The organism is Kribbella sp. NPDC058693 (assembly GCF_042715335.1).
Lineage (GTDB): Bacteria > Actinomycetota > Actinomycetes > Propionibacteriales > Kribbellaceae > Kribbella > Kribbella jiaozuonensis.
Genome location: NZ_JBHXSQ010000004.1, coordinates 234,810 through 253,353 on the forward strand (window position 1 = coordinate 234,810; position 18,544 = coordinate 253,353).

Here is an 18,544-nt window from a genome sequence, read left to right on the forward strand (position 1 = left end):
GTCGGGGTTCCCTCAGGGAACCCCAATTGCTAGACTGATTTCATGCAGCGCACAGACTTCAGTGAGATGGCGTGCTCGATCGCGCGCACGCTCGATGTGATGGGCGAGCCGTGGTCACCGTTGATCCTGCGCGACATCTGGGTCGGGATGGCGCGGTTCGAGCAGATCCAGGCGGACCTCGGGATCTCCCGCAAGGTGCTGACCGAGCGGCTGAACCATCTGGTCGACCGCGGCGTGCTCGAGCGGCGCCCGTACGACAAGCGGCCGCGGTACGAGTACGTGTTGACCGGCAAGGGCCTGGAGCTGATGGACGTCCTGATGGTGATGGTTGCCTGGGGCGACAAATGGCTGGCCGGCGAGGCAGGGCCGCCGGTGCTGTACCGGCACCACGCCTGCGGGGAGATCAGCCACGTCGAGCTGAGCTGCTTGCACTGTGGCAAGCCGATGCACGCCAACGACATCGACGTACTCCCCGGCCCGGGCGCGGCCGCTTAGGCGCAGTACGGGCGGAACTCCTCCAGATCGCTGTCGACCCGCGCGATCCGCTCGAAGCCCCACGTGTCCACGCCCGGACGGTCGACGTTGCGCGACACCCGCGCCGACAGATCCCGCAGCCCACGGGCGAGCAGCGCGAACTCGAGATGATCGAGGTCCAGGTCGTCGGCGCCGTACTCGTCGAGGAACTCCGGGATCCGCCGACCGTCGGCCGCGACCCACACGTCGTACTCGCGGGGTCCGATGACGGCGTTCTCCCAGTCGAGGATCGCCGCCACCTCACCGTCATCGCCGATCAGCACGTTCAGCCCGTGGAAGTCCGTGTGGCACAGCACGTCGCGCACCGGCCCGAGCCGCGATCGCACCTCGTCGAACCGCGCCAGCGCTGACGACACCACATCCGCCCGATCCACGATCCACGGGTGCTGCAGCTGGTCTTCGAGAGCGCGGATGTGCGGCTCGCTGGTATCGGCGTGCGGCAACATCACTTGCAGGGGCGCATCGTGGACCTGGCGGAGAGCCCGGGCCGCCACCTTCCAATCGTCCCACGTCGCCGTACGCCCTTGTATGTAAGGGAAAACGGCATAGGCACGATCCCCGTCCATCGCGGACAAGTCACCCTGGATGGTCCGAAGCGGTTCCACGACGGGCAGTCCGAGCGCGTGCAACTCCGCCAGCAGCTCCAGCCCGATCGGCTGCTCGCCCTCTTTCCACACCTTCACGAACCAGGTGCCGTCCGCGACCCACCCGTCGGTCGCGAACCCACCAGGGTGCGGTTCGAGCGAGGACACGCTCAGGCCGTAGTCGCGCTCCAGATCCACGACCTCATCACATCACCTCTGGGCGGCCAACATCCGGAGTACGGCGGCGTTCACCAGGATCAGGATGAGCACGGAGAAGATCAGCAGGGCAACCTGGGCGGGCAGCAGCGCGATGCCAAGGCCGATCAGGAGGACCGGGATGGCGAGGCCGGCGTACGCGATCAGGAAGAGCGCGGCCAGCACCTCTCCGCGGGAACCGGGATCTGCCAGCGACGCGGCGGTCGCGACCGCACCGCGGAAGACCAGCCCGACGCCCGCCCCGGCGACGACGCCGCCGATGACGAACAGGTACAGGTTGGGGATCAGGCCGCCGACCGCCACCCCGACCAGTCCGACCGACATCGCGACCAGGCCCAAGCGGAGCTGAGCCGGACGGCTGAGGCGGACGAAGATCACCTGACTGGCGGCACCGGCGATGAAGACCGCGAACGTGACGACGCCGGCGAGCAGACGCGAGGTGTGATGCAGTACGCCGGCCAGAAACGTCGGCGCCAGCGAGGTGAACAGGCCGAAGATCGCGAACGCCGCGAACGCACCGATCGCCGACGCGAAGAACAACGGCTTGGCCGACGACGGCAGCGCCACCCGCTGCGGCCGGTACGCCGGTCGCTCCTCCAACCGCTCCACGGTCTCCGGCACGAGCGCGATCCCGACCGCGCTGAGCAGCAGCAGCACCAGGAAGATCTCGTACGGACGCTGCAGCGGCGCCGACACGTACTGCGCGAGCAGCCCACCGATCAGCGGACCGAACGCGAGCCCGCCGAGGTTCACCATGCTCGAGATCAACGCCGACCGGCTCGGGTCCTCCCCCGGCCGCGCGATCTGCCGCAGCTCGGACAGGTGCGCGGTAGCGGTCGCGGTCAGGACGCCGACCCCGACGCCACAGATGAAGCGCGCCACCAGCAGACCAGGAACCGACGACCAGATCAGGAAGATCGCCGCAGCCAGCGCCTCCGCGAGTACGGCGAGCAGCGCGACCCGACGGCGACCGAGCCAGTCACTGACATGTCCGGCCAGGTACAGCGACGCCATCACACCGACTGCGTAGCTGGCGAAGATCACCGTGATCACGTACGTCGGGAACCCGTCCCGGTGCTGATAGATCGCGTAGAGCGGAGTCGGGATCGTCGAGAAGGCCATCGTGATGAGGAAGGCCGCCGCGATCACCCAGAACCCGGGAGCATGAGCGAGCCGGATCCGTACGCCGGTCCGCGAAGACGTCATGGTGGACATGTTTCCAGCGTGCCGCGTTGGATCTATCGAGTCCAACGAAAGTTCTTGCACGCTGTTATCGTCAACATCGATAATTGAGCCTGTGGACAGCCGGCAGCTCGAGTACTTCGTCGCCGTCGCCGAGGAACTGAGCTTCACCCGGGCGGCGCAGCGGCTGTTCACGGTGCAGTCCACGGTGTCGGCCGCCGTCCGTGCCCTCGAGACCGATCTGAAGACGACCCTGTTCGACCGCTCGACCCGGCGGGTGGTGCTGTCGACCGCGGGTCAGGCCTTGCTGCCGGAGGCGAAGGCTGCGTTGGAGGCCCTCGACCGCGCGCGGGCCGTCGTCGAAGAGGCATCGGCCGGCCTCCGCGGCAACATCCGGATCGGGACACTCGCGCGCTTGCGCATGGTCAACATGGCCGAGCTTCTCGGCGCATTCCACCGCAAGTACCCGTTGGTCGAGGTCCAGGTCACGACTTCGCCGACCGGCTCCACCGGTCTCGCGGACGACATACGCCATGGTCGGCTGGATGTCGCACTGCTCGGTCTGCCGAAGCCCGAGCTCGCCGGGCTCGAGGTGCGCGACCTCGCGACGGTCCGGTTCGTCGCGTTGCTGCCGTCCGGGCACGGGCTGGCGCGGCAGTCCGCCGTACGGCTGGAGGAGTTGGCCGGTGAGCGGTTCGTCGACATGCCGGCCGGGTTCGGGAACCGGAAGATGGTCGACCGGGCTTTCGACACGATCGGGATGCCGCGGCGGATCCAGATCGAGGTCCCGGAACTGACGACGATTCCCGACTACGTGCGGGTCGGGCTGGGGGTTGCCGTCGTACCCGATCTCGAGCTGGCCGAGGAGCCCGGCGTCGCCAAGGTGCCGATCAAGGGCACCGAGCTGACCTGGACGTTGTCGGTGGCAACGGCGGCCGGACGACGACCGAGCAGGGCAGTGACCGCCCTGCTCGATCTGATCGGGGACAGCACCCGCCCGTACTTCTAGGCGGCCCAGATCGACCAGTCCGGCAGCTCGACGTACCGGCGGAGTGCGGCGACACCGCTGAGCCAGCCGGTCCAGGCGCCGTACGGCGGGTTGGCCTCGTCGAACCCGCTCATCACGAACGTCAGCCGCGTCTTCCCGTCGGACTCGGCGAGCTCCCAGCTGCTGATGCCGGACGGTCCCCAGTCCGTCGCCATCTTGCGGCCCTCGACCAGGTCGACGATCTCCACGCCCGGGCCGGCCTCGAACCCGCCCATCGCGAACCGGCCGCCCTTGCGCAGATCGATCTCGATCGGGAACCCGAACCAGGCCGACGCCTTCTCGGACTCGGTCAGCGCCGAGTACACCTGATCGATCGGCCCGTCGATCAGCACCTCGCCCTCGAAGACCGGCGAGGTGAAGTCCGGCCGCGTCGTCAGCTCGCGACCCTCGACGTGGTCGACGAGGTTGGCCAGCGCGAGTGACCAGAAGGTCTGCAGTACGCCGCGGATGTTGGCGCCGCTGATCGCGTCCGCGTAGTCGAAGTGCGTCTGCGACAGCTTGACCACGGTCGCGTCGTCGCCGTCGGGGGTCAGCGTGATCTCGGTGGTGGTCTCCTCGCCGCCGAGCGTCCAGGCCAGCGTCAGCGTGCTTCCGTCGTACCCGACGACACGTTGATGTGGCGCGTCGCCCTCGGGGATGTAGCGGCCCCAGAACTCGAACGTGCCGGGCAGATCGACGTTCGAGTGCTCGCCGAGCCAGAGGTTGAGGGCCTTCGGGTCGGTCAGCGCCTGCCGGACCTCGTCGATCCCGGCCTTGGCGCGGACTTGCAGAACGAGCGGTTCAGTCATGGTCTTGGTCTCCTTTGGGGTAGCAGGCCACGGCGAGCTTGAAGGCGTCGCCCTCAGTGCCGCCGTAGCGCGAGAAGAGGTCCTGTAGCGTGCCGCGCAGGTCCTCGAAGAACTCCCGCCGTCGGTCCGGTGGGACCCGGATCTCACCGGACACCCCGATGGACGGCAGCTCCGGAGCCGACCGATCCAGCGCGGCGATGTCGGTCTGGACCTCTTCCATCAGGTCCAGCACGTAGCCGAGGCTGAGCTCGTCCCGGGTCCGGCGGAGTCCGCCGATCCGGCCGACGAGCGTCGGCGACAGCCAGTACGAACGGGCCGTCGCCTGGTAGATGCCCTCGTGGATGCCGCGCACCTTGCGCTCGTCCACCTGGGTCACCAGTCCCGCCTCGACGAGGCGCTTGACGTGGTAGTAGACGCGCTGCGGAGTCTGCCCGAGCTGCTCGGCCACCTCGCTGCAGGTGGCCGGCTCGGCCAGCCGCCGCAGTACCTCGATCCGCTGCGGCTTGAACAGCGCCTCGGCCTGTTCGAGCTGCTCCAGGTGCATCACGTCTCTCATCACACAAAGGACTTTGTACGTAAAAATCTCTTTTGTCAATCGATCGGCTTACATCACCGGGGAATGTAAATCGCCCGTTGTTCGTTGTACGGAGTGCTTCGGTGATGCGTCACCGAGCAGACACCCAAGACCTGGGAGCCTTTGCTACGGATCGTCCGGCACGTTCCTGCCGGCGGAGGAAAGGAAGCGCGACATGGCAACTGTCTCGTTCAAGGGAGCCACTCGGATCTACCCGGGCGGCGACGTCCCAGCTGTGGACAACCTTGATCTCGACATCTCTGACGGTGAGTTCATGGTGCTCGTCGGACCGTCGGGCTCGGGTAAGTCGACCGCGCTGCGGATGCTGGCGGGGCTCGAAGAGGTGAACGAGGGCTCGATCTTCATCGGCGACCGCGACGTCACCAACGCACCGCCGAAGGAACGCGACATCGCGATGGTGTTCCAGAACTACGCGCTCTACCCGCACATGTCGGTGGCCGACAACATGGGCTTCGCCCTCAAGATGCAAGGCATCCACAAGGAAGAGCGCGCCAAGCGCGTCATGGAGGCCGCCAAGCTGCTCGGCCTCGAGGAGTACCTCGAACGCAAGCCGAAGGCACTGTCCGGCGGCCAGCGCCAGCGCGTCGCGATGGGCCGCGCGATCGTGCGCAGCCCGAAGGTCTTCCTGATGGACGAGCCGCTGTCGAACCTCGACGCCAAGCTCCGGGTCCAGACCCGCACCCAGATCGCCGAACTGCAGCACCGACTCGGCGTCACCACCGTCTACGTCACCCACGACCAGGTCGAGGCCATGACCATGGGCGACCGCGTGGCCGTACTGAAGGACGGCGTCCTGCAGCAGGTCGACACCCCGCTGAACCTGTACGACCGGCCGAAGAACAAGTTCGTGGCCGGCTTCATCGGATCGCCCGCGATGAACCTGATCACCGCCAAGATCGTCGACGGCGGCGCCAAGATCGGCGACTACGTCGTACCCGTCGCCCGCGAGCTGCTGGCCAAGGCCGGCGACGACAAGACCCTGACACTCGGCATCCGCCCAGAGGCGCTGCACATCGCCGACGCTGGTCTGCCGGTGAAGGTCGCCGTGATCGAGGAGCTCGGCTCGGACGCCTTCCTGTACGGGACCGCGGACCACGCCGAGAACCAGCAGATCATCGCCCGGATCGGCACCCGCCTGCACAACGACAAAGGCACTCTCGTGCACCTGGCCCCCGACCCCGACAGGCTGCACCTCTTCTCCACCTCCACGGAGGAGCGCCTTGTAGCTTGATCTCGTGGGCCATTGGGATCGGGACGCACTTGGTGTGATGGAGCTGCCGTCGGGTCGGCTCGTTCGCGGACGTAGTCTGCGGCGGGGCCCGGCGGCAGCGCCGTTTCCGACGTACGGCGTGTATCTGCTCGGGTCGGAACCGCCCGACGTGCCGTGGGAGACGCGGTGGATCAAGTGGCCGGACTTCCGGCTGCCGGTGGATCGCGCGGCGGCGTTGACGATCTTTCGCGAGGCGCTAGCCCGGGCCGAGACCGGGCGGGTCGAGTTCGCCTGCGGCGGTGGACGAGGACGGACCGGTACGGCGCTCGCCTGCCTCGCCGTACTCGATGGGGTGCCTGCTGATCAGGCCGTGTCTTATGTCCGCGAGCACTTCGAGAAGCACGCGGTGGAGACGCCGTGGCAGAAGCGGTACGTGCAAAATCTGTTGACCCGGGGCTGAGCTCTCGCGTTGGGTTCGAGATGTGAGCATTGAGCGGACCAACCCCAGCGGACTCCACACGACCCCCGGCTACCACCACGTCACCACAGTCAAGACGGACACTCTCGTCTACCTCGCCGGGCAGTGTCCTTTGCAGCCGTCCGGCGACCTGGCCCCGGGCGGTCTGGAAGGGCAGACCGCGCAGGTCATCAGCAACATCCTGACGGCGCTCGAGTCTGCGGGCGCCACTCCGGAGGACGTCGTCCGCACTGTCATTTATGTCGTCAGCCCGGACCGCGAGGACCTCTCCGCCGTGTGGACGCAGCTCAACGCGTCGCCGCTCGGCCCCGCGTTCACAACCGCGAGCACGCTGCTCGGCGTGGCTCAGCTGGGGTTCCCGGGGCAGCTGGTCGAGATCGACGTGACCGCGGCGCTGTGATCGTTCCCGCTGAGGTCGTCGAGTACGACGAGCGCTGGCCGCTCTGGTTCGCCGAGATCTCCGCGGACCTGGAGCCGTACCTCGACGGCCTCCCGCACGTGATCGAGCACGTCGGCAGCACCGCCGTACCCGGTCTGGCCGCGAAGCCCATCATTGATGTGGACGTCGTCGTACCGTCTGCCGGCTTGGTGCCGACGGCGATCTCACGGTTGGTTGCCGCCGGCTACCGTCACGAGGGCGATGCCGGGATACCCGGCCGAGAGGCGTTTGCGCTGCCTGTGGAAGTTGCCCACTACCACCATCTCTATGTGGTTGTTGAAGGCAACAAAGCCCACTTGGACCACGTTCTGCTCCGCGACCATCTGCGTGCCCATGAGGCCGACCGGGAGCGGTACGCCGCCCGCAAACGCGAGCTGGCGCACCTGCTCACCACGGACCGCACCGACTATGTCGAGGGCAAAGGCGCGCTCGTCGAGGAGCTGATCGCTAGAGCTGATGGTTCGCCTGCAGCCGGCGGTCCGGGTCGTACCGCTCCCGGAGCTCCGTCAGCCGGGTGAACGTCGGCTCGTCGTAGACCTCCCGGAGGTCGATGCCGGCGCCGTTGAAGTTGAGCAGCCGGCCGACCGTCAGCTCACGCCACGGCTCCAGTACGGCGTTCTGCAGCTCGCTCTCGTCGTCCGCGCCGGGTGAGATCACGGTGATCGAGTACGCCGCGTCGCGATGGCAGACCGCGTTCGCGACCGCCGGCTCCCGGGTCAGCGCGCCGCCGAGCTGACGGATGGCGATCACGCACCGCGTCGACGCTTCCGGACCGGCCAGCTTCGGCAGCGTCGCCAGCGCGGTCGGGTCGAGGTCGCTGACCAGGACATTGCGCGAGTTGAACCTGTCCGGCCGATCCGGCTCGGCGAAGATCTTCCCCGACTCGACGTACGGCAGCTCGCCGACCGTGTCCATCGCCGGCTCCCCGATCGCCCGCAGCGGCTTGATCAGCTCCTCGCCGTTGTCACCGAGAATCGCGAGCTGCACCTGCGCGATGTACTTCCCGCGCAGCGCCTGCGGGATCGGCAGGATGTCCGGCAGCGGCACGAGCGCCACCGCGGTCGTCACCTCGTCCGGGACGGTCTTGGTCCACTGCTGCCACACCTCCAGCACCTCGGGGTGCTCGGCGAGGTCGAAGTACAGACTCCCGCCGAACAGCGTCGGCACCTCGAACAGGTCGATCTCGATCCCGGTGACTACGCCGAAGTCCCCGCCACCACCTCTCGTCGCCCAGAACAGGTCGTCGTCGGCGTCCCGTCGTACGCCGTCCATGGTCACGAGCTCGATCCGCCGGACGTGGTCCGCGGCGTACCCGAACCGCCTCGCCATCAACCCGAGCCCGCCGCCCAGCGTGTACGAGATCGCCCCGACCCCCGGGAAGCTCCCCGACAGAGGCGCGAGACCGTACGGCGCGGTCGCGTCGAGCACGTCGCGCCAGGTCGCACCGGCCTCGATCCAGGCTGTCTTCCTCTCCGGGTCGACCGTGACGTGGTTGAACGCTTTGGTCGCGATCAGCACGCCGCCATCGATGCCGCTGGTCAGACCGTGGCCGGACGCCTGCACGGCGATCTTCTTGTCGTGGTCGATCGCGTAGCGCACGGCTTCCTCGATCTCGGTCGCGCTGGTGACCGGGAAGATCACCTCGGGCCGATGCGGGTCCCGCCGCTGGTACCCAAGGCGCGCATCGTCGTACTCCGGGCTTGTCGTCGTCAGCATCATGAGACTCACGCTATGGGCCCTTCCGGACAGATCTTGTCCGCAAGGCATCCTGTTGTCATGGATATGCCAGGCCGTCTGCTTCGGCTGCTGTCGCTGCTGCAGAGTCGCCGCGAGTGGTCCGGTCGCGAGCTGGCCGACCGCCTCGGCGTCACCGAGCGGACGGTACGACGTGATGTCGACCGGCTCCGGTCGCTCGACTACCCGGTCACCGGGACGACCGGGACCGCGGGCGGTTACCGGCTCGGATCCGGGACGCATCTGCCGCCGCTCCAACTGGACGACGACGAGGCGATCGCCGTCGCACTCGGTCTGGTCGGCGCGGCCGGCGGCGGGGTGAGCGGGATGGCGGACAGCTCGATGAGCGCGCTGGCCAAGCTCGAGCAGGTGTTGCCGGCGCGACTGCGGCCCCAGCTCGCGGCGGTGAGTTCGTCGGCGGAGGCGATCCCGCGGCCCGGCGTACCGCAGGTTTCACCGGGGGTGCTCGCGGTCCTCGCAAGCTGCTGCCGGAACCACGAGATCGTTGCCTTCGACTACCACGGCCGGGCGCGCGGGGCGACGCGGCGGCGGGTGGAGCCGCATCAGCTGCTGACGTTGGCGTGGCGATGGTACCTGCTCGCGTTCGATCCGGGGCGGGACGACTGGCGGATCTTCCGCGTCGACCGGATCTCCGACGTTGCATCGACGCTGCACCGCTTCACCGCTCGGGAGCTGCCGGCGGCGGACGCGGCGACCTATCTGGTTGAGTCGTTCACGTCGGCGCAGTACCAGCAATCCGTCCACTTAACAGTGCAGGCGCCGGCTCACGCCGTGTCCGCGACCTTCGAAGGGATGGTCCGCGGGATCGTCGAGCCTGTTGATGCGTCGTCCTGTGCGGTCCGGTTCAGTGCGGACACGCCCGCTCTGTTGCTCACACAGGTCGCGGCCATTGCTGCGATCGCCAACTTTGCCGTCGACCACGCCACCCCGGAGACGGCTGCGCTCATCGCTCATGTGGGTGGGCGACTCGCGCAGTCCTTCTCACGCCGCGATCAGGCCGATTCCGAGGGTCAGCACTCCGATGGCGAGTGAGGCCGCGCCGGCCCAGAGCACCCAGAGGAACTGATTCGGTTGGGTGCGGTCCTTGCCGGCGGACGATGCGAAGAAGCCGCCGGACATCAGGATCGCCGCCACCGGGATCGCCAGCCGCGCGACCCAGAGCCAGAATCCGGTCAGGCTGGTCTGGTCGACGTACAAGAGCCCGACCAGGCTGAGGATGACCAGTACGCCGGCGTGGGCGTGGCCGGCCCGCGCGAACGACTTCTGGAAACCGGTCATCGGCACCTGGCCGCGGACGATCTTGGTCATGAAGTAGCCGCCGAACTGGATCGTCACGATGGTCAGCAGGATGACGCCGGCGATGATGCGGGATTGGTCGGTCATACGAGCACGCTCTCTTTGACAGGGGTGGTGGTGTTCGCCGTACGCGCGACCCAGATGGCGACGGCGAGGTACAGGATCTGTTCGGGGATGCGCTGCCAGAGCGGGGTCGCCTCGCCGCCGGCGAACGGTACGTGCGCGACCGCGGCGTGGATGTTGGCCGGCAGGAGCGCGACGAACAGGGCGGCCAGCGCGTAGCCGGCCGGCTTGCGGGTTGCGGTGATGACCAGGCCGGCGGCGCCGAGCAGTTCGAAGACGCCGGTGAGATAGACGAGCGCGTCGGCGTACGGCAGGAACGGCGGCACCATCCGCACCATGTCGGCGTGGTTCGGCATCACCGTGACGCTCGCGGGAACGAAGTGTGCGCTCGCGGTGAACAGCAGCATCACCGCCATCGCGTGGGCCGCGGCGACCGGCCAGGTCGTGAAGCGTCGTACCCCGAGCGCACCCAGCGCCCGGAAGCCGACGGCTCCGAGGATCAGTACGAGCGGGATCATCCGACTCGCCTCCTTATAGATAGTTGCAGTATCCGCTTATGGATACTGATACTATCCATGCCAAGCGAGTGGAAGGCAAGCGAAAATGCGAATCGGGGAACTGAGCAAGGCCACCGACGTCCCGGTGCCGACGATCAAGTACTACCTGCGCGAGGGCCTGCTCCCCGCCGGTGAACTCACCAGCCCGAACCAGGCGTCGTACGACGAGACCCACGTCCGCCGGCTCCGCCTGATCCGTGCGCTGATCGAACTCGCCCAGGTCCCGGTGGCGACCGTGAAGGAGATCCTTGAGTCCCTCGACTCCGACACCGAACCCCTGCACGAACAGATCGGCCGCGCCCACCGAGCCCTCACCCCCACGCGCCGCCTGACCTCGACCGACGAGGCCCGGGCCGCCGCCACCGCCCAGGTCACCGAACTGATCGAGCGCCGCGGTTGGACGGTGGAGCCCGAGGCCCCCGCCCTCGCCACGCTCGTGGACACGATCGCGGCGATGCAGACTCTCGGCCAGGGCCACCTGTCCGAGTACCTGGACACCTACGCCGAAGCTGTCGAGAAGTTCACCGAGCTCGACATCGCGGCCGTGAGCGCCCGCCCCACCCGCGACCAACTGGCCGAATCAGTTGTCATCGGCACCATCCTCGGCGAGACCCTGATCTCGTCCCTGCGTCTCCTCGCCCAGGAGTCCATCTCGGCCAAGCGCTGGGGTCGCGGTTAGCCGTCGGCCAGCCCTGGGATGATCTTCGCCAGCGCCTTGTGCAGCGTGCGCCGCTCGCTCTCGGTCAGCGGGTCGAAGACCAGTTGCCGTACCAGCTCGACATGGCCCGGGGCGGCCTTCACCAGCTCCGCGTAGCCGGCTTCGGTGAGGATCGCGTTCGTGAAGCGACCATCGTCCGGGTCGGGTTCACGGCGTACCACACCGCGGTTCTCCAGCCGGCGGATGAGGTGGGACAGCCGCGACAGCTCGGAGTTGGTGAGAATCGCCAGCTGGCTCAGGCGCATCGTGTGGTCCGGCTGGTCCGACAGGCCGGCCAGGACGTAGTAGTCGAGGAAGCTCAGGCCCGAGTCGCGCTGCAGCTGGGCGCCCAGCACGGTCGGGAGGCTGGCGATCACCAAGTGCAGGGCCTGCCAGGTGTCCAGCTCCTCCGCGGTCAGCCAGCGCGGCTCGACCTTTCGGGCTCTTTCGGCGGCCATGGGGTGCAGCATAGGCCACTCGAGGCTTGACTTGAATCTTCAAGTGACCGGTCGTACCGTGGTCGCTGGCATGAAGATTCAAGTCATCCCCTCGAAGGAGTTGTCGCTGTGAGCGACCTGAAGATCGCGATCATCCTCGGCAGTACCCGTCCGGGCCGCAACGGCAAGGCGGTCGCTGATTGGGTGCTGGACCAGGCCCGGACCCGGACCGGCGCGACGTACGAGCTGATCGATCTGCTCGACTACCCACTGCCGCACCTCGACGAGTCGATCCCGCCTGCGGCCGGTCAGTACGCCGGCGAGCACACGAAGGCATGGGCCGAGAAGATCGCGGAGTACGACGGCTTCGTATTCGTCACGCCGGAGTACAACCACTCGACGTCCGGCGTCCTGAAGAACGCGATCGACTACCTGTACGCCGAGTGGAACAACAAGGCGGCCGGCTTCGTCTCGTACGGCTCGCTCGGCGGAGCCCGCGCGATCGAGCACCTCCGCGGCATCAGCGCCGAACTACAGATCGCAACCGTCCGTCAGCAGCTCTCGTTCTCGATGTTCACCGACTTCGAGAACTTCTCCACCTTCCGCCCCGGCCCGCAGCACGAGGACGCCGCCACCATCCTCTTCGACCAGCTCGAGTCCTGGTCCGGCGCCCTCAAGCGAATCCGCGTAGACGTCCCGATCGCAGCCTGACCCCCACCCCGACCGCCGACGTGGTCAGCCGTCGTGAGCCATATCGACGAACCGCGAGTAATGCCCCTGAAAGGCAACGACCACGTCGGCAGTCGGCCCGTTCCGGTGCTTGGCAACAATAAAGTCCGCCTCACCGGGCCGGGTCGACTCCCGCTCGTAAGCATCTTCACGATGCAGGAGAATTACTACGTCGGCATCTTGCTCCAGGGAATTATGGAGAGCAATTCCATTAGCCACGAAGTTGTGCGTTCCGAGGACGGTCGCATCAAATACCTCTTGCTCGCCAAGGCTCTCGACTTTCACGATCGTGTCCCAAAAGATGTCGTTCGTCGCGAGCAAGTCGAGGTCCGCGATGTCGAGGATATTCGCAACGTCAGAGAGACGCTGACGTGTCGGAGAACCCGCGAAGAGGCGGCCCGAACTGCGCACACCGAGTGCCGCGCCCAAGGCTGCCCTGGTCATACCACGCTCACGCATGGCCTCCTTCACCTGATCCCAGACCTGAACCGGGACGGTGTCGAGCTTTGGTGCCGCCGAAATAGCCTGCAAGTAGCCACGGACTTCCCGGACCTTCTCGCCACGTAAGCCGTGGACGCCGATCTCATCGCAGAAACGTCGCTGATTTTCCACGCCATCAATCTTCAGTTGATAGCAGTCGCGATACCCCGCCTTCCTAGCTATATGAATCCGGCTGAAGATGTTGTGGCGGAGCAGGAGGCGGGCCAGGTCGTCGGTCAGGCGGCGGCTGGTGCTGGCGTAGTAGATCCGCGCCTGGCCGGCCTTCGCGTCCCAGCGGACCGAGCCGTCGGTGGCCCACAGGTGGCGGATGAAGTGAGCGACCTGCTCCTTCGGCAGCGCGAAGACGCCGGCCGGGATGAACTTCTCGTGGCTGCGGAGGCCGAACAGACCGAGGCCGTCGAGCCAGGCGGCGATCGGGTTCCGCTTGCCGCGCGCCAGTCGGTACGGCGCGGGTAGGCGGAGCGTGCTCACCCGGGCGGCGGCGTACTCGTCGCGGATCGCGGTGATGCCGAACCGGCGCTGAGCCGCCTCACCGACCGCAGCCAGGTTGGCCTCGTCGATGCTCGCGTAGCGGATCGGCTGCCGCTTGACGAAGGAGCCGTCGCCGAGCAGGTGAGCAAGGAGCGTGAGCTCGTCCTCGTCCCAGGGCGTTACGTCGAGCGGTGCCGGAACGTGCCGGAGCGATCCCAGTCGCGCTCCGGGCGACAGCTCCCCCAGCGGCTTCCATCCGTCGTACGTCAGGAACGGGTGGTTCGCGGTGGCCTTGATCTCCCGGCCCGACGCGAGCTTCAGCCGGAAGACCTCCTTCACCCCACTCGGGAAGGCATGCGTCAGCGTGCGCGGCACCAGCTTGAGCCGGTCGTCGAGCGACCAGACCGGGATGTCCCGGGCGTCCGTCGCGAGCAGCTCGGCGAGCGAGATCTCCGCACCGTTGTCGGCTCGCATCAGCCGGGTGTCCGCGGTCAGGCAGCCGGACTCGCGGAGGTCGGAGGCCATGGGGCGTTTGTCGGAGCGTTGTTCTGAGCCTCGGTTGAGCTGGCAGATGGCTACTACGGGGAGCTCTAGTTCTTTGGCGAGGAGCTTGATGGAGCGGGAGAACTCGGAGACTTCGAGTTGGCGGGACTCGACCTTCTTGCCCGAGGTCATCAGCTGCAGGTAGTCGATGATGATCAGTTTGAGGTCGTGGCGTTGTTTGAGGCGGCGGGCCTTGGCGCGGATCTCCATCATCGTGAGGTTCGGGGAGTCGTCGATGAAGAGGGGGGCCTCGGAGACCTCGCCCATCTTGCGGGCCAGGCGGGCCCAGTCCTCGTCGGTCATCTTGCCGTTACGCATGTGGTGCAGCGGCACCTTCGCCTCGGCGGAGAGCAGACGCATGGTGATCTCGTTGCGGCTCATCTCCAGCGAGAAGATGCACGAGGTCAGGCCGTGCTTGATCGAGCAGGAGCGGGCGAAGTCCAGGCCCAGCGTGGAGTTGTGGGTCGGGATCATCGTCTTGCCGGCCAGGTACAGATGGTCGGCGTTGTCGACCTCGACGCAACGCACCGGTACGCCGACGACCGGGTCGACCCACTCCACCCGGCGCTCGCCCTCACCGCCGAGCGCGGCCGGGAAGCCGTGCCCGGTGATCTGCCGCGGCGCCGACCCGGGGATCGACGGTGTCAGTCCGGGACTCGCTGACATCGCCGTGTACAGGTCGGCGGTCGTGCAGACCACCGGGCGGCCGCCGTCCTCGACGAGCCACTGGTGCTCGGCGTCGGCGACGATTGCACTGCCGTCGGAGAACGACAGCCGGAAACAGGGCCGGTCGACCATCACCTCGGTCGCCGCGACCACGGTCGTCGGCAGCCCGTTGGCATCGAGCAGCTGGTCGCCGACCGCGACCTCGCCCATCGTGGTCCAGCCGGTCGGCGTCGGCAGCGGGGTGTCGAGGGCGAGCGCCTTCCCCATCGCGGGACGCGCGGCGACGATGATCATCTGGCCGGGGTGCAGCCCGTTGGTCAGCTCGTCGAGATCGGTGAACCCGGTCGGCACGCCGACCATCGCGTCACCACGGGAGTCGATCGCCTCGATCTCGTCGAGGGTGCCCTCCATGATGTCCTTCAGCGGGGCGTAGTCCTCGGCGGTCCGCTTCTCGGTGACCGAGTAGATCTCCGCCTGCGCCTCGTCGACGACATCGTCCACCTCGCCCTCACCGGCATACCCGAGCTGGACGATCTTCGTGCCCGCCTCGACCAGCCGGCGCAGGATCGCCTTCTCGCGGACGATGTGCGAGTAGTACGACGCGTTCGCCGCGAGCGGCACGGACGCGACCAGCGTGTGCACATACGGCGCGCCGCCGATCCGGGCCATGTCGCCGCGCTTGGTCAGCTCGGCGGCGACGGTGATCGCGTCGGCCGGCTCGCCCCGCGCGTACAGGTCGGTGATCGCGTCGAAGACGCTCTCGTGTGCCGGCCGGTAGAAGTCGGTGCCGCGCAGCGTCTCGATCACATCGGCGATCGCGTCCTTGCTCAGCATCATCGCGCCGAGCACGCACTGCTCGGCCGCCAGGTCCTGCGGTGGGGTGCGGTCGAAGCCCATCTCCGGCCGGCGCTCTTCGTGACCGCCGTCCTGACCCCCGCGGAACTCCGCCACGCTCACTTCGCCCGACCTCCTCGTCCGCCGCCGCCCGGCCACTGTGGCCCGGTTCGAACACCTGCTCGAACCGTAGCCCGGCCCGCCGACAGTTTCCGGCAGCAGGCCTCGCGACCGTACGCCGCTCCTGTCACCCAAAGCCACCCAGCCATCCACAGGGGGTGTGGACGAACTGTGGGAAACTCCGTGAGGGGCTGTGCACAGGCTGCGAACAACCCTGTGGATATCTGTGGACGTTTGCCCACAACATCGCCCTGACCTGCGGTTTCTCCAGTGCACAACTGTGGAGAAGAAAAAGTCTGAGACGAATTTCCAGAGTCCCCGCCGGTCGTGGGTAACCTCGCTCCGGTGAGACGCAGACGATGGGTGGGCGAACAGGATCGCGAGATCCTCCGGCTGGCCGTCCCGGCGTTCTTCGCGCTGGTTTCGGAACCGCTGATGCTGCTCGCCGACTCCGCGATCGTCGGCCACCTCGGTACGCCGCAACTCGCCGCGCTCGGCGTCGCCGGCACCATCCTGCAGACCCTCGTCGGCATCTGCGTCTTCCTTGCCTACGGCACCACTTCCGCGGTCGCCCGGCGGATCGGCGCCGGCGACCACAAGGGCGCGCTGGCGCAGGGCATCGACGGACTCTGGCTGGCGTTGCTGCTCGGCGTCGTACTGGCGCTGCTCGGGCTGGCGCTTGCTCCGCAGGCGATCGCGGCGTTCGACCCGTCGCCCGAGGTGGCTGACTACGCAACCACTTACCTGAGGATCTCGTGCTTCGGCATCCCGTCGATGCTGCTGCTGCTCGCCGCGACCGGCGTACTGCGTGGACTGCAGGACACCAAGACCCCGATGGTCGTCGCGATCACCGCCAACCTCGCGAACATCGGTCTCAACGTCCTGCTCGTCTACGGCATCGGCCTGAACATCGCCGGCTCGGCCCTCGGTACGGCGCTCGCGCAGACAGGCGCCGGCGTCGCGCTCGTGGTGGTCGTCGTCCGCGGTGCCCGCCGTGACGGCGCCAAACTGCGACCCGATCGCCCCGGCATCCTCGCGTCCGCGCAGATGGGCGTACCGCTGATCGTCCGGACGTTGACGTTGCGTGCGGCAATCATCCTGCTCACCTTCGTCGCCACCGCGCTGGGTACGACGTCGGTCGCCGCGCACCAGGTCGCGTTCACGCTTTGGTCGTTCCTCGCCCTCGCCCTCGACGCCATCGCGATCGCCGCGCAGGCGCTCACCGGTCGCGCGCTCGGCGCCGGTGACGTGGCGGGTACCCGCACGATCACCCGACGGATGATGTGGTGGGGTCTGTTCTCCGGTCTGATCGGCGGCCTCGCGTTGTGGGGCCTGCGCGGCGTCTACGTCCCGTGGTTCACCAGCGATCCCGACGTACGCCGTACTCTCGCGGCGATCATCATCGTCGCCGCACTGTGGCAACCGGTGAACGGCGTCGTGTTCGTCCTGGACGGTGTGCTCATCGGCGCGGGTGACGGGAAGTACCTGGCCGCGGCGGGGGTCGTCGCGCTCGTGCTGTACGTGCCGCTCGCGCTGGCGGTGCTCTGGCTCGGCGGCGGGATCGTCGCGCTCTGGTGGGCATTCGGCGGGTACATGCTGCTCCGCTTCCTCACCCTGACGCTACGCGAGCGCCGCGACGGCTGGCTGGTCACCGGCGCTACCCGCTGACCCCGCGGTGCGGCATCGTTGAGCGGAAGGAAAGGAGCGGCATGCCCGACACCGACGACCAGTCCGTCGAGCTCGACCCCGTGCAGCGGGAGTCCGGTGACGACGACACCGAGGGCCATCGCGAGCGGCGTGCCGCGCAGGCGCGGGCCGAGGCCGACCGGCGCGTGGTCGCCGATCTGACGGCCGACGAGGACGTGGAGCGGCACACGGAGGAGGTGGAGCAGGCCCGCCTGGACGAAGAGGACGAGGCCGCGCACGCCGAGCGTCTCGAGCTAGCAGCCAAGGACCAGCAGGAGCTGGACGAGCTCCGCGACCGGGAGCAGCTCCTCGACGCCACCGCGGAGACCACGCGGGCCTTCGAGCTCGCGTACGCCGACGAGGCTGCCCGCGACCGGTACCGCGCGTACGCCACGACCGAGACACAGCGGTCCATGGGCGACCTGGCCCACGGCCGGCACGAGCTTGACGAGGCGGCCGCCCATCCCGACGAGCTCGGCTCAGCCGGGCTGGCCGCGGAGGGCCGGCGCTACGAACGCGCCAGTGGTATCGAGGCCCGCCGCGCCGTGTCCGACGACCGGCTCGCCGACAGGTACGACGACTCCGCGCAGGAGCACCGCCGGGAGGCGCGCCAGACGCAGCCCGACGCTGTCGAGGCGGTCCGGAACCCGCCCAAGGAGACGCCTGAGGCTCAGCTCCCCCAGGCCCGCGTGCGTTCCCGCGGTCCGCGGAGCAGGCAGAAGAAGCAGCAGGAGCAACGCCGCGACACCGGCATCGACCTGGACATGTAGTCCTAGCTCGAAGGCTGCAGCTTCTGGACGTGGATGATCGCCAGGTTGGCCGCGACCACCACAACGAACACGACGGCGAGTAGCGGGTGCCCCAGACTCCACAGGGCGGCACCCGCGAGGCCGAACACCAGTACCTTCACGATCCACCGCATCACCGGCGTACCACGGGTGGCGGTGGGTGCCGCGAACAGTCCCCAGATCACCGCCGCCACCACCGGCAGCCCGATGGCGAGCAGCCATCGGGTGAGTGTCGTACTGTCGGTGTCCCAGCCCCACCAGGCAAAGATGCCTAGGGCAACCAACTCGACGAGGAACGCCAGCAGTAGGTTGCCCCACTTCCACATG

21 protein-coding genes are annotated in these 18,544 nt (G+C 67.9%); 11 read left to right on the forward strand and 10 right to left on the reverse strand.

Annotation, left to right across the window (positions count from 1 at the left end):
• Positions 1-42: 42 nt before the first annotated feature.
• A complete protein-coding gene (locus ACFWUU_RS27340) occupies positions 43-495 on the forward strand; it encodes a winged helix-turn-helix transcriptional regulator (RefSeq protein ID WP_380179479.1) in 453 nt (150 codons plus the stop codon).
• Here the strand turns inward: ACFWUU_RS27340 and ACFWUU_RS27345 are convergent.
• Complete coding sequence (locus tag ACFWUU_RS27345) at positions 492-1,316, reverse strand: phosphotransferase enzyme family protein (RefSeq protein ID WP_380179481.1); 825 nt, start codon at positions 1,314-1,316, stop codon at positions 492-494. The two genes, ACFWUU_RS27340 and ACFWUU_RS27345, sit on opposite strands and share 4 nt — an antisense overlap.
• A 12-nt stretch (positions 1,317-1,328) precedes the next feature.
• Positions 1,329-2,549 (reverse strand): MFS transporter, encoded by a 1,221-nt coding sequence (locus tag ACFWUU_RS27350; RefSeq protein ID WP_380179483.1) that lies wholly within the window; start codon positions 2,547-2,549, stop codon positions 1,329-1,331.
• Positions 2,550-2,631: 82 nt separating this feature from the next.
• On the opposite strand from ACFWUU_RS27350, the gene ACFWUU_RS27355 reads away from it, so the two are divergent.
• Entirely contained in the window at positions 2,632-3,525 is an 894-nt protein-coding gene (locus ACFWUU_RS27355; RefSeq protein ID WP_380179485.1) for a LysR family transcriptional regulator, read from the forward strand.
• Here the strand turns inward: ACFWUU_RS27355 and ACFWUU_RS27360 are convergent.
• Positions 3,522-4,352, reverse strand: a complete 831-nt coding sequence (locus tag ACFWUU_RS27360) for an SRPBCC domain-containing protein (protein ID WP_380179487.1) — start codon at positions 4,350-4,352, stop codon at positions 3,522-3,524. The two genes, ACFWUU_RS27355 and ACFWUU_RS27360, sit on opposite strands and share 4 nt — an antisense overlap.
• Positions 4,345-4,908: a transcriptional regulator gene (locus ACFWUU_RS27365; RefSeq protein ID WP_137256007.1), complete on the reverse strand. Its 564-nt coding sequence runs from the start codon at positions 4,906-4,908 to the stop codon at positions 4,345-4,347. Before ACFWUU_RS27365 ends, ACFWUU_RS27360 begins: the two co-directional genes overlap by 8 nt.
• Positions 4,909-5,101: 193 nt before the next feature.
• On the opposite strand from ACFWUU_RS27365, the gene ACFWUU_RS27370 reads away from it, so the two are divergent.
• From ACFWUU_RS27370 to ACFWUU_RS27385, 4 genes are read left to right on the forward strand one after another with little or no spacing between them, the layout of a single operon-like run.
• Entirely contained in the window at positions 5,102-6,178 is a 1,077-nt protein-coding gene (locus tag ACFWUU_RS27370) for an ABC transporter ATP-binding protein (RefSeq protein WP_380179489.1), read from the forward strand.
• A 4-nt stretch (positions 6,179-6,182) separates the two neighbouring features.
• Positions 6,183-6,617, forward strand: coding sequence for a protein-tyrosine phosphatase family protein (locus ACFWUU_RS27375; RefSeq protein WP_380179491.1), 435 nt, complete (start codon positions 6,183-6,185; stop codon positions 6,615-6,617).
• Between the two features lie 22 nt (positions 6,618-6,639).
• Positions 6,640-7,035, forward strand: coding sequence for a RidA family protein (locus tag ACFWUU_RS27380; RefSeq protein WP_380179493.1), 396 nt, complete (start codon positions 6,640-6,642; stop codon positions 7,033-7,035).
• A complete protein-coding gene (locus ACFWUU_RS27385) occupies positions 7,032-7,592 on the forward strand; it encodes a GrpB family protein (RefSeq protein ID WP_380179495.1) in 561 nt (186 codons plus the stop codon). The genes ACFWUU_RS27380 and ACFWUU_RS27385 overlap by 4 nt, the downstream gene beginning before the upstream one ends.
• Here ACFWUU_RS27385 and ACFWUU_RS27390 read toward each other — a convergent pair.
• Positions 7,522-8,793: an FAD-binding oxidoreductase gene (locus ACFWUU_RS27390; protein ID WP_380179497.1), complete on the reverse strand. Its 1,272-nt coding sequence runs from the start codon at positions 8,791-8,793 to the stop codon at positions 7,522-7,524. The genes ACFWUU_RS27385 and ACFWUU_RS27390 overlap by 71 nt on opposite strands.
• A 57-nt stretch (positions 8,794-8,850) precedes the next feature.
• Here ACFWUU_RS27390 and ACFWUU_RS27395 point away from each other — a divergent pair, with 57 nt between their 5' ends.
• On the forward strand, positions 8,851-9,861 hold the full coding sequence (locus ACFWUU_RS27395; RefSeq protein ID WP_380179499.1) for a helix-turn-helix transcriptional regulator: 1,011 nt from the start codon (positions 8,851-8,853) through the stop codon (positions 9,859-9,861).
• Here ACFWUU_RS27395 and ACFWUU_RS27400 read toward each other — a convergent pair.
• Together ACFWUU_RS27400 and ACFWUU_RS27405 are read right to left on the reverse strand one after the other, a co-directional pair.
• Positions 9,811-10,212, reverse strand: a complete 402-nt coding sequence (locus ACFWUU_RS27400; protein WP_380179502.1) for a hypothetical protein — start codon at positions 10,210-10,212, stop codon at positions 9,811-9,813. The two genes, ACFWUU_RS27395 and ACFWUU_RS27400, sit on opposite strands and share 51 nt — an antisense overlap.
• Entirely contained in the window at positions 10,209-10,706 is a 498-nt protein-coding gene (locus ACFWUU_RS27405; protein WP_380179505.1) for a hypothetical protein, read from the reverse strand. The genes ACFWUU_RS27400 and ACFWUU_RS27405 overlap by 4 nt, the downstream gene beginning before the upstream one ends.
• A gap of 85 nt (positions 10,707-10,791) precedes the next feature.
• Between ACFWUU_RS27405 and ACFWUU_RS27410 the strand changes: the two genes are divergently transcribed.
• On the forward strand, positions 10,792-11,424 hold the full coding sequence (locus ACFWUU_RS27410; protein WP_380179507.1) for a MerR family transcriptional regulator: 633 nt from the start codon (positions 10,792-10,794) through the stop codon (positions 11,422-11,424).
• Here ACFWUU_RS27410 and ACFWUU_RS27415 read toward each other — a convergent pair.
• Positions 11,421-11,900: a MarR family winged helix-turn-helix transcriptional regulator gene (locus ACFWUU_RS27415; RefSeq protein WP_380179509.1), complete on the reverse strand. Its 480-nt coding sequence runs from the start codon at positions 11,898-11,900 to the stop codon at positions 11,421-11,423. The genes ACFWUU_RS27410 and ACFWUU_RS27415 overlap by 4 nt on opposite strands.
• A 108-nt stretch (positions 11,901-12,008) precedes the next feature.
• On the opposite strand from ACFWUU_RS27415, the gene ACFWUU_RS27420 reads away from it, so the two are divergent.
• Positions 12,009-12,590, forward strand: coding sequence for an NADPH-dependent FMN reductase (locus ACFWUU_RS27420; protein WP_380179511.1), 582 nt, complete (start codon positions 12,009-12,011; stop codon positions 12,588-12,590).
• Positions 12,591-12,614: 24 nt separating this feature from the next.
• Here ACFWUU_RS27420 and ACFWUU_RS27425 read toward each other — a convergent pair whose 3' ends face one another.
• A complete protein-coding gene (locus ACFWUU_RS27425; protein ID WP_380179513.1) occupies positions 12,615-15,746 on the reverse strand; it encodes a replicative DNA helicase in 3,132 nt (1,043 codons plus the stop codon).
• A gap of 342 nt (positions 15,747-16,088) precedes the next feature.
• On the opposite strand from ACFWUU_RS27425, the gene ACFWUU_RS27430 reads away from it, so the two are divergent.
• Together ACFWUU_RS27430 and ACFWUU_RS27435 are read left to right on the forward strand one after the other, a co-directional pair.
• Positions 16,089-17,411 carry an MATE family efflux transporter gene (locus ACFWUU_RS27430; RefSeq protein ID WP_380179515.1) on the forward strand — a complete coding sequence of 441 codons (1,323 nt, stop codon included), beginning with the start codon at positions 16,089-16,091 and terminating at the stop codon, positions 17,409-17,411.
• 41 nt (positions 17,412-17,452) lie between these two features.
• Entirely contained in the window at positions 17,453-18,199 is a 747-nt protein-coding gene (locus ACFWUU_RS27435; protein WP_380179517.1) for a hypothetical protein, read from the forward strand.
• Between the two features lie 2 nt (positions 18,200-18,201).
• Here the strand turns inward: ACFWUU_RS27435 and ACFWUU_RS27440 are convergent, their stop codons facing one another.
• Complete coding sequence (locus ACFWUU_RS27440; protein WP_380179519.1) at positions 18,202-18,543, reverse strand: YrdB family protein; 342 nt, start codon at positions 18,541-18,543, stop codon at positions 18,202-18,204.
• Position 18,544 lies beyond the last annotated feature (1 nt).

Bases quoted from the DNA above. Each gene is read 5' to 3' on its own strand.
- ACFWUU_RS27390 (WP_380179497.1), bottom strand. From the start codon at position 8,793: ATGATGCTGACGACGACAAGCCCGGAGTACGACGATGCGCGCCTTGGG.
- ACFWUU_RS27370 (WP_380179489.1), top strand. From the start codon at position 5,102: ATGGCAACTGTCTCGTTCAAGGGAGCCACTCGGATCTACCCGGGCGGC.
- ACFWUU_RS27350 (WP_380179483.1), bottom strand. From the start codon at position 2,549: ATGTCCACCATGACGTCTTCGCGGACCGGCGTACGGATCCGGCTCGCT.
- ACFWUU_RS27410 (WP_380179507.1), top strand. From the start codon at position 10,792: ATGCGAATCGGGGAACTGAGCAAGGCCACCGACGTCCCGGTGCCGACG.
- ACFWUU_RS27365 (WP_137256007.1), bottom strand. From the start codon at position 4,908: ATGAGAGACGTGATGCACCTGGAGCAGCTCGAACAGGCCGAGGCGCTG.
- ACFWUU_RS27400 (WP_380179502.1), bottom strand. From the start codon at position 10,212: ATGACCGACCAATCCCGCATCATCGCCGGCGTCATCCTGCTGACCATC.
- ACFWUU_RS27435 (WP_380179517.1), top strand. From the start codon at position 17,453: ATGCCCGACACCGACGACCAGTCCGTCGAGCTCGACCCCGTGCAGCGG.
- ACFWUU_RS27415 (WP_380179509.1), bottom strand. From the start codon at position 11,900: ATGGCCGCCGAAAGAGCCCGAAAGGTCGAGCCGCGCTGGCTGACCGCG.
- ACFWUU_RS27360 (WP_380179487.1), bottom strand. From the start codon at position 4,352: ATGACTGAACCGCTCGTTCTGCAAGTCCGCGCCAAGGCCGGGATCGAC.
- ACFWUU_RS27340 (WP_380179479.1), top strand. From the start codon at position 43: ATGCAGCGCACAGACTTCAGTGAGATGGCGTGCTCGATCGCGCGCACG.
- ACFWUU_RS27405 (WP_380179505.1), bottom strand. From the start codon at position 10,706: ATGATCCCGCTCGTACTGATCCTCGGAGCCGTCGGCTTCCGGGCGCTG.
- ACFWUU_RS27395 (WP_380179499.1), top strand. From the start codon at position 8,851: ATGGATATGCCAGGCCGTCTGCTTCGGCTGCTGTCGCTGCTGCAGAGT.
- ACFWUU_RS27440 (WP_380179519.1), bottom strand. From the start codon at position 18,543: ATGTGGAAGTGGGGCAACCTACTGCTGGCGTTCCTCGTCGAGTTGGTT.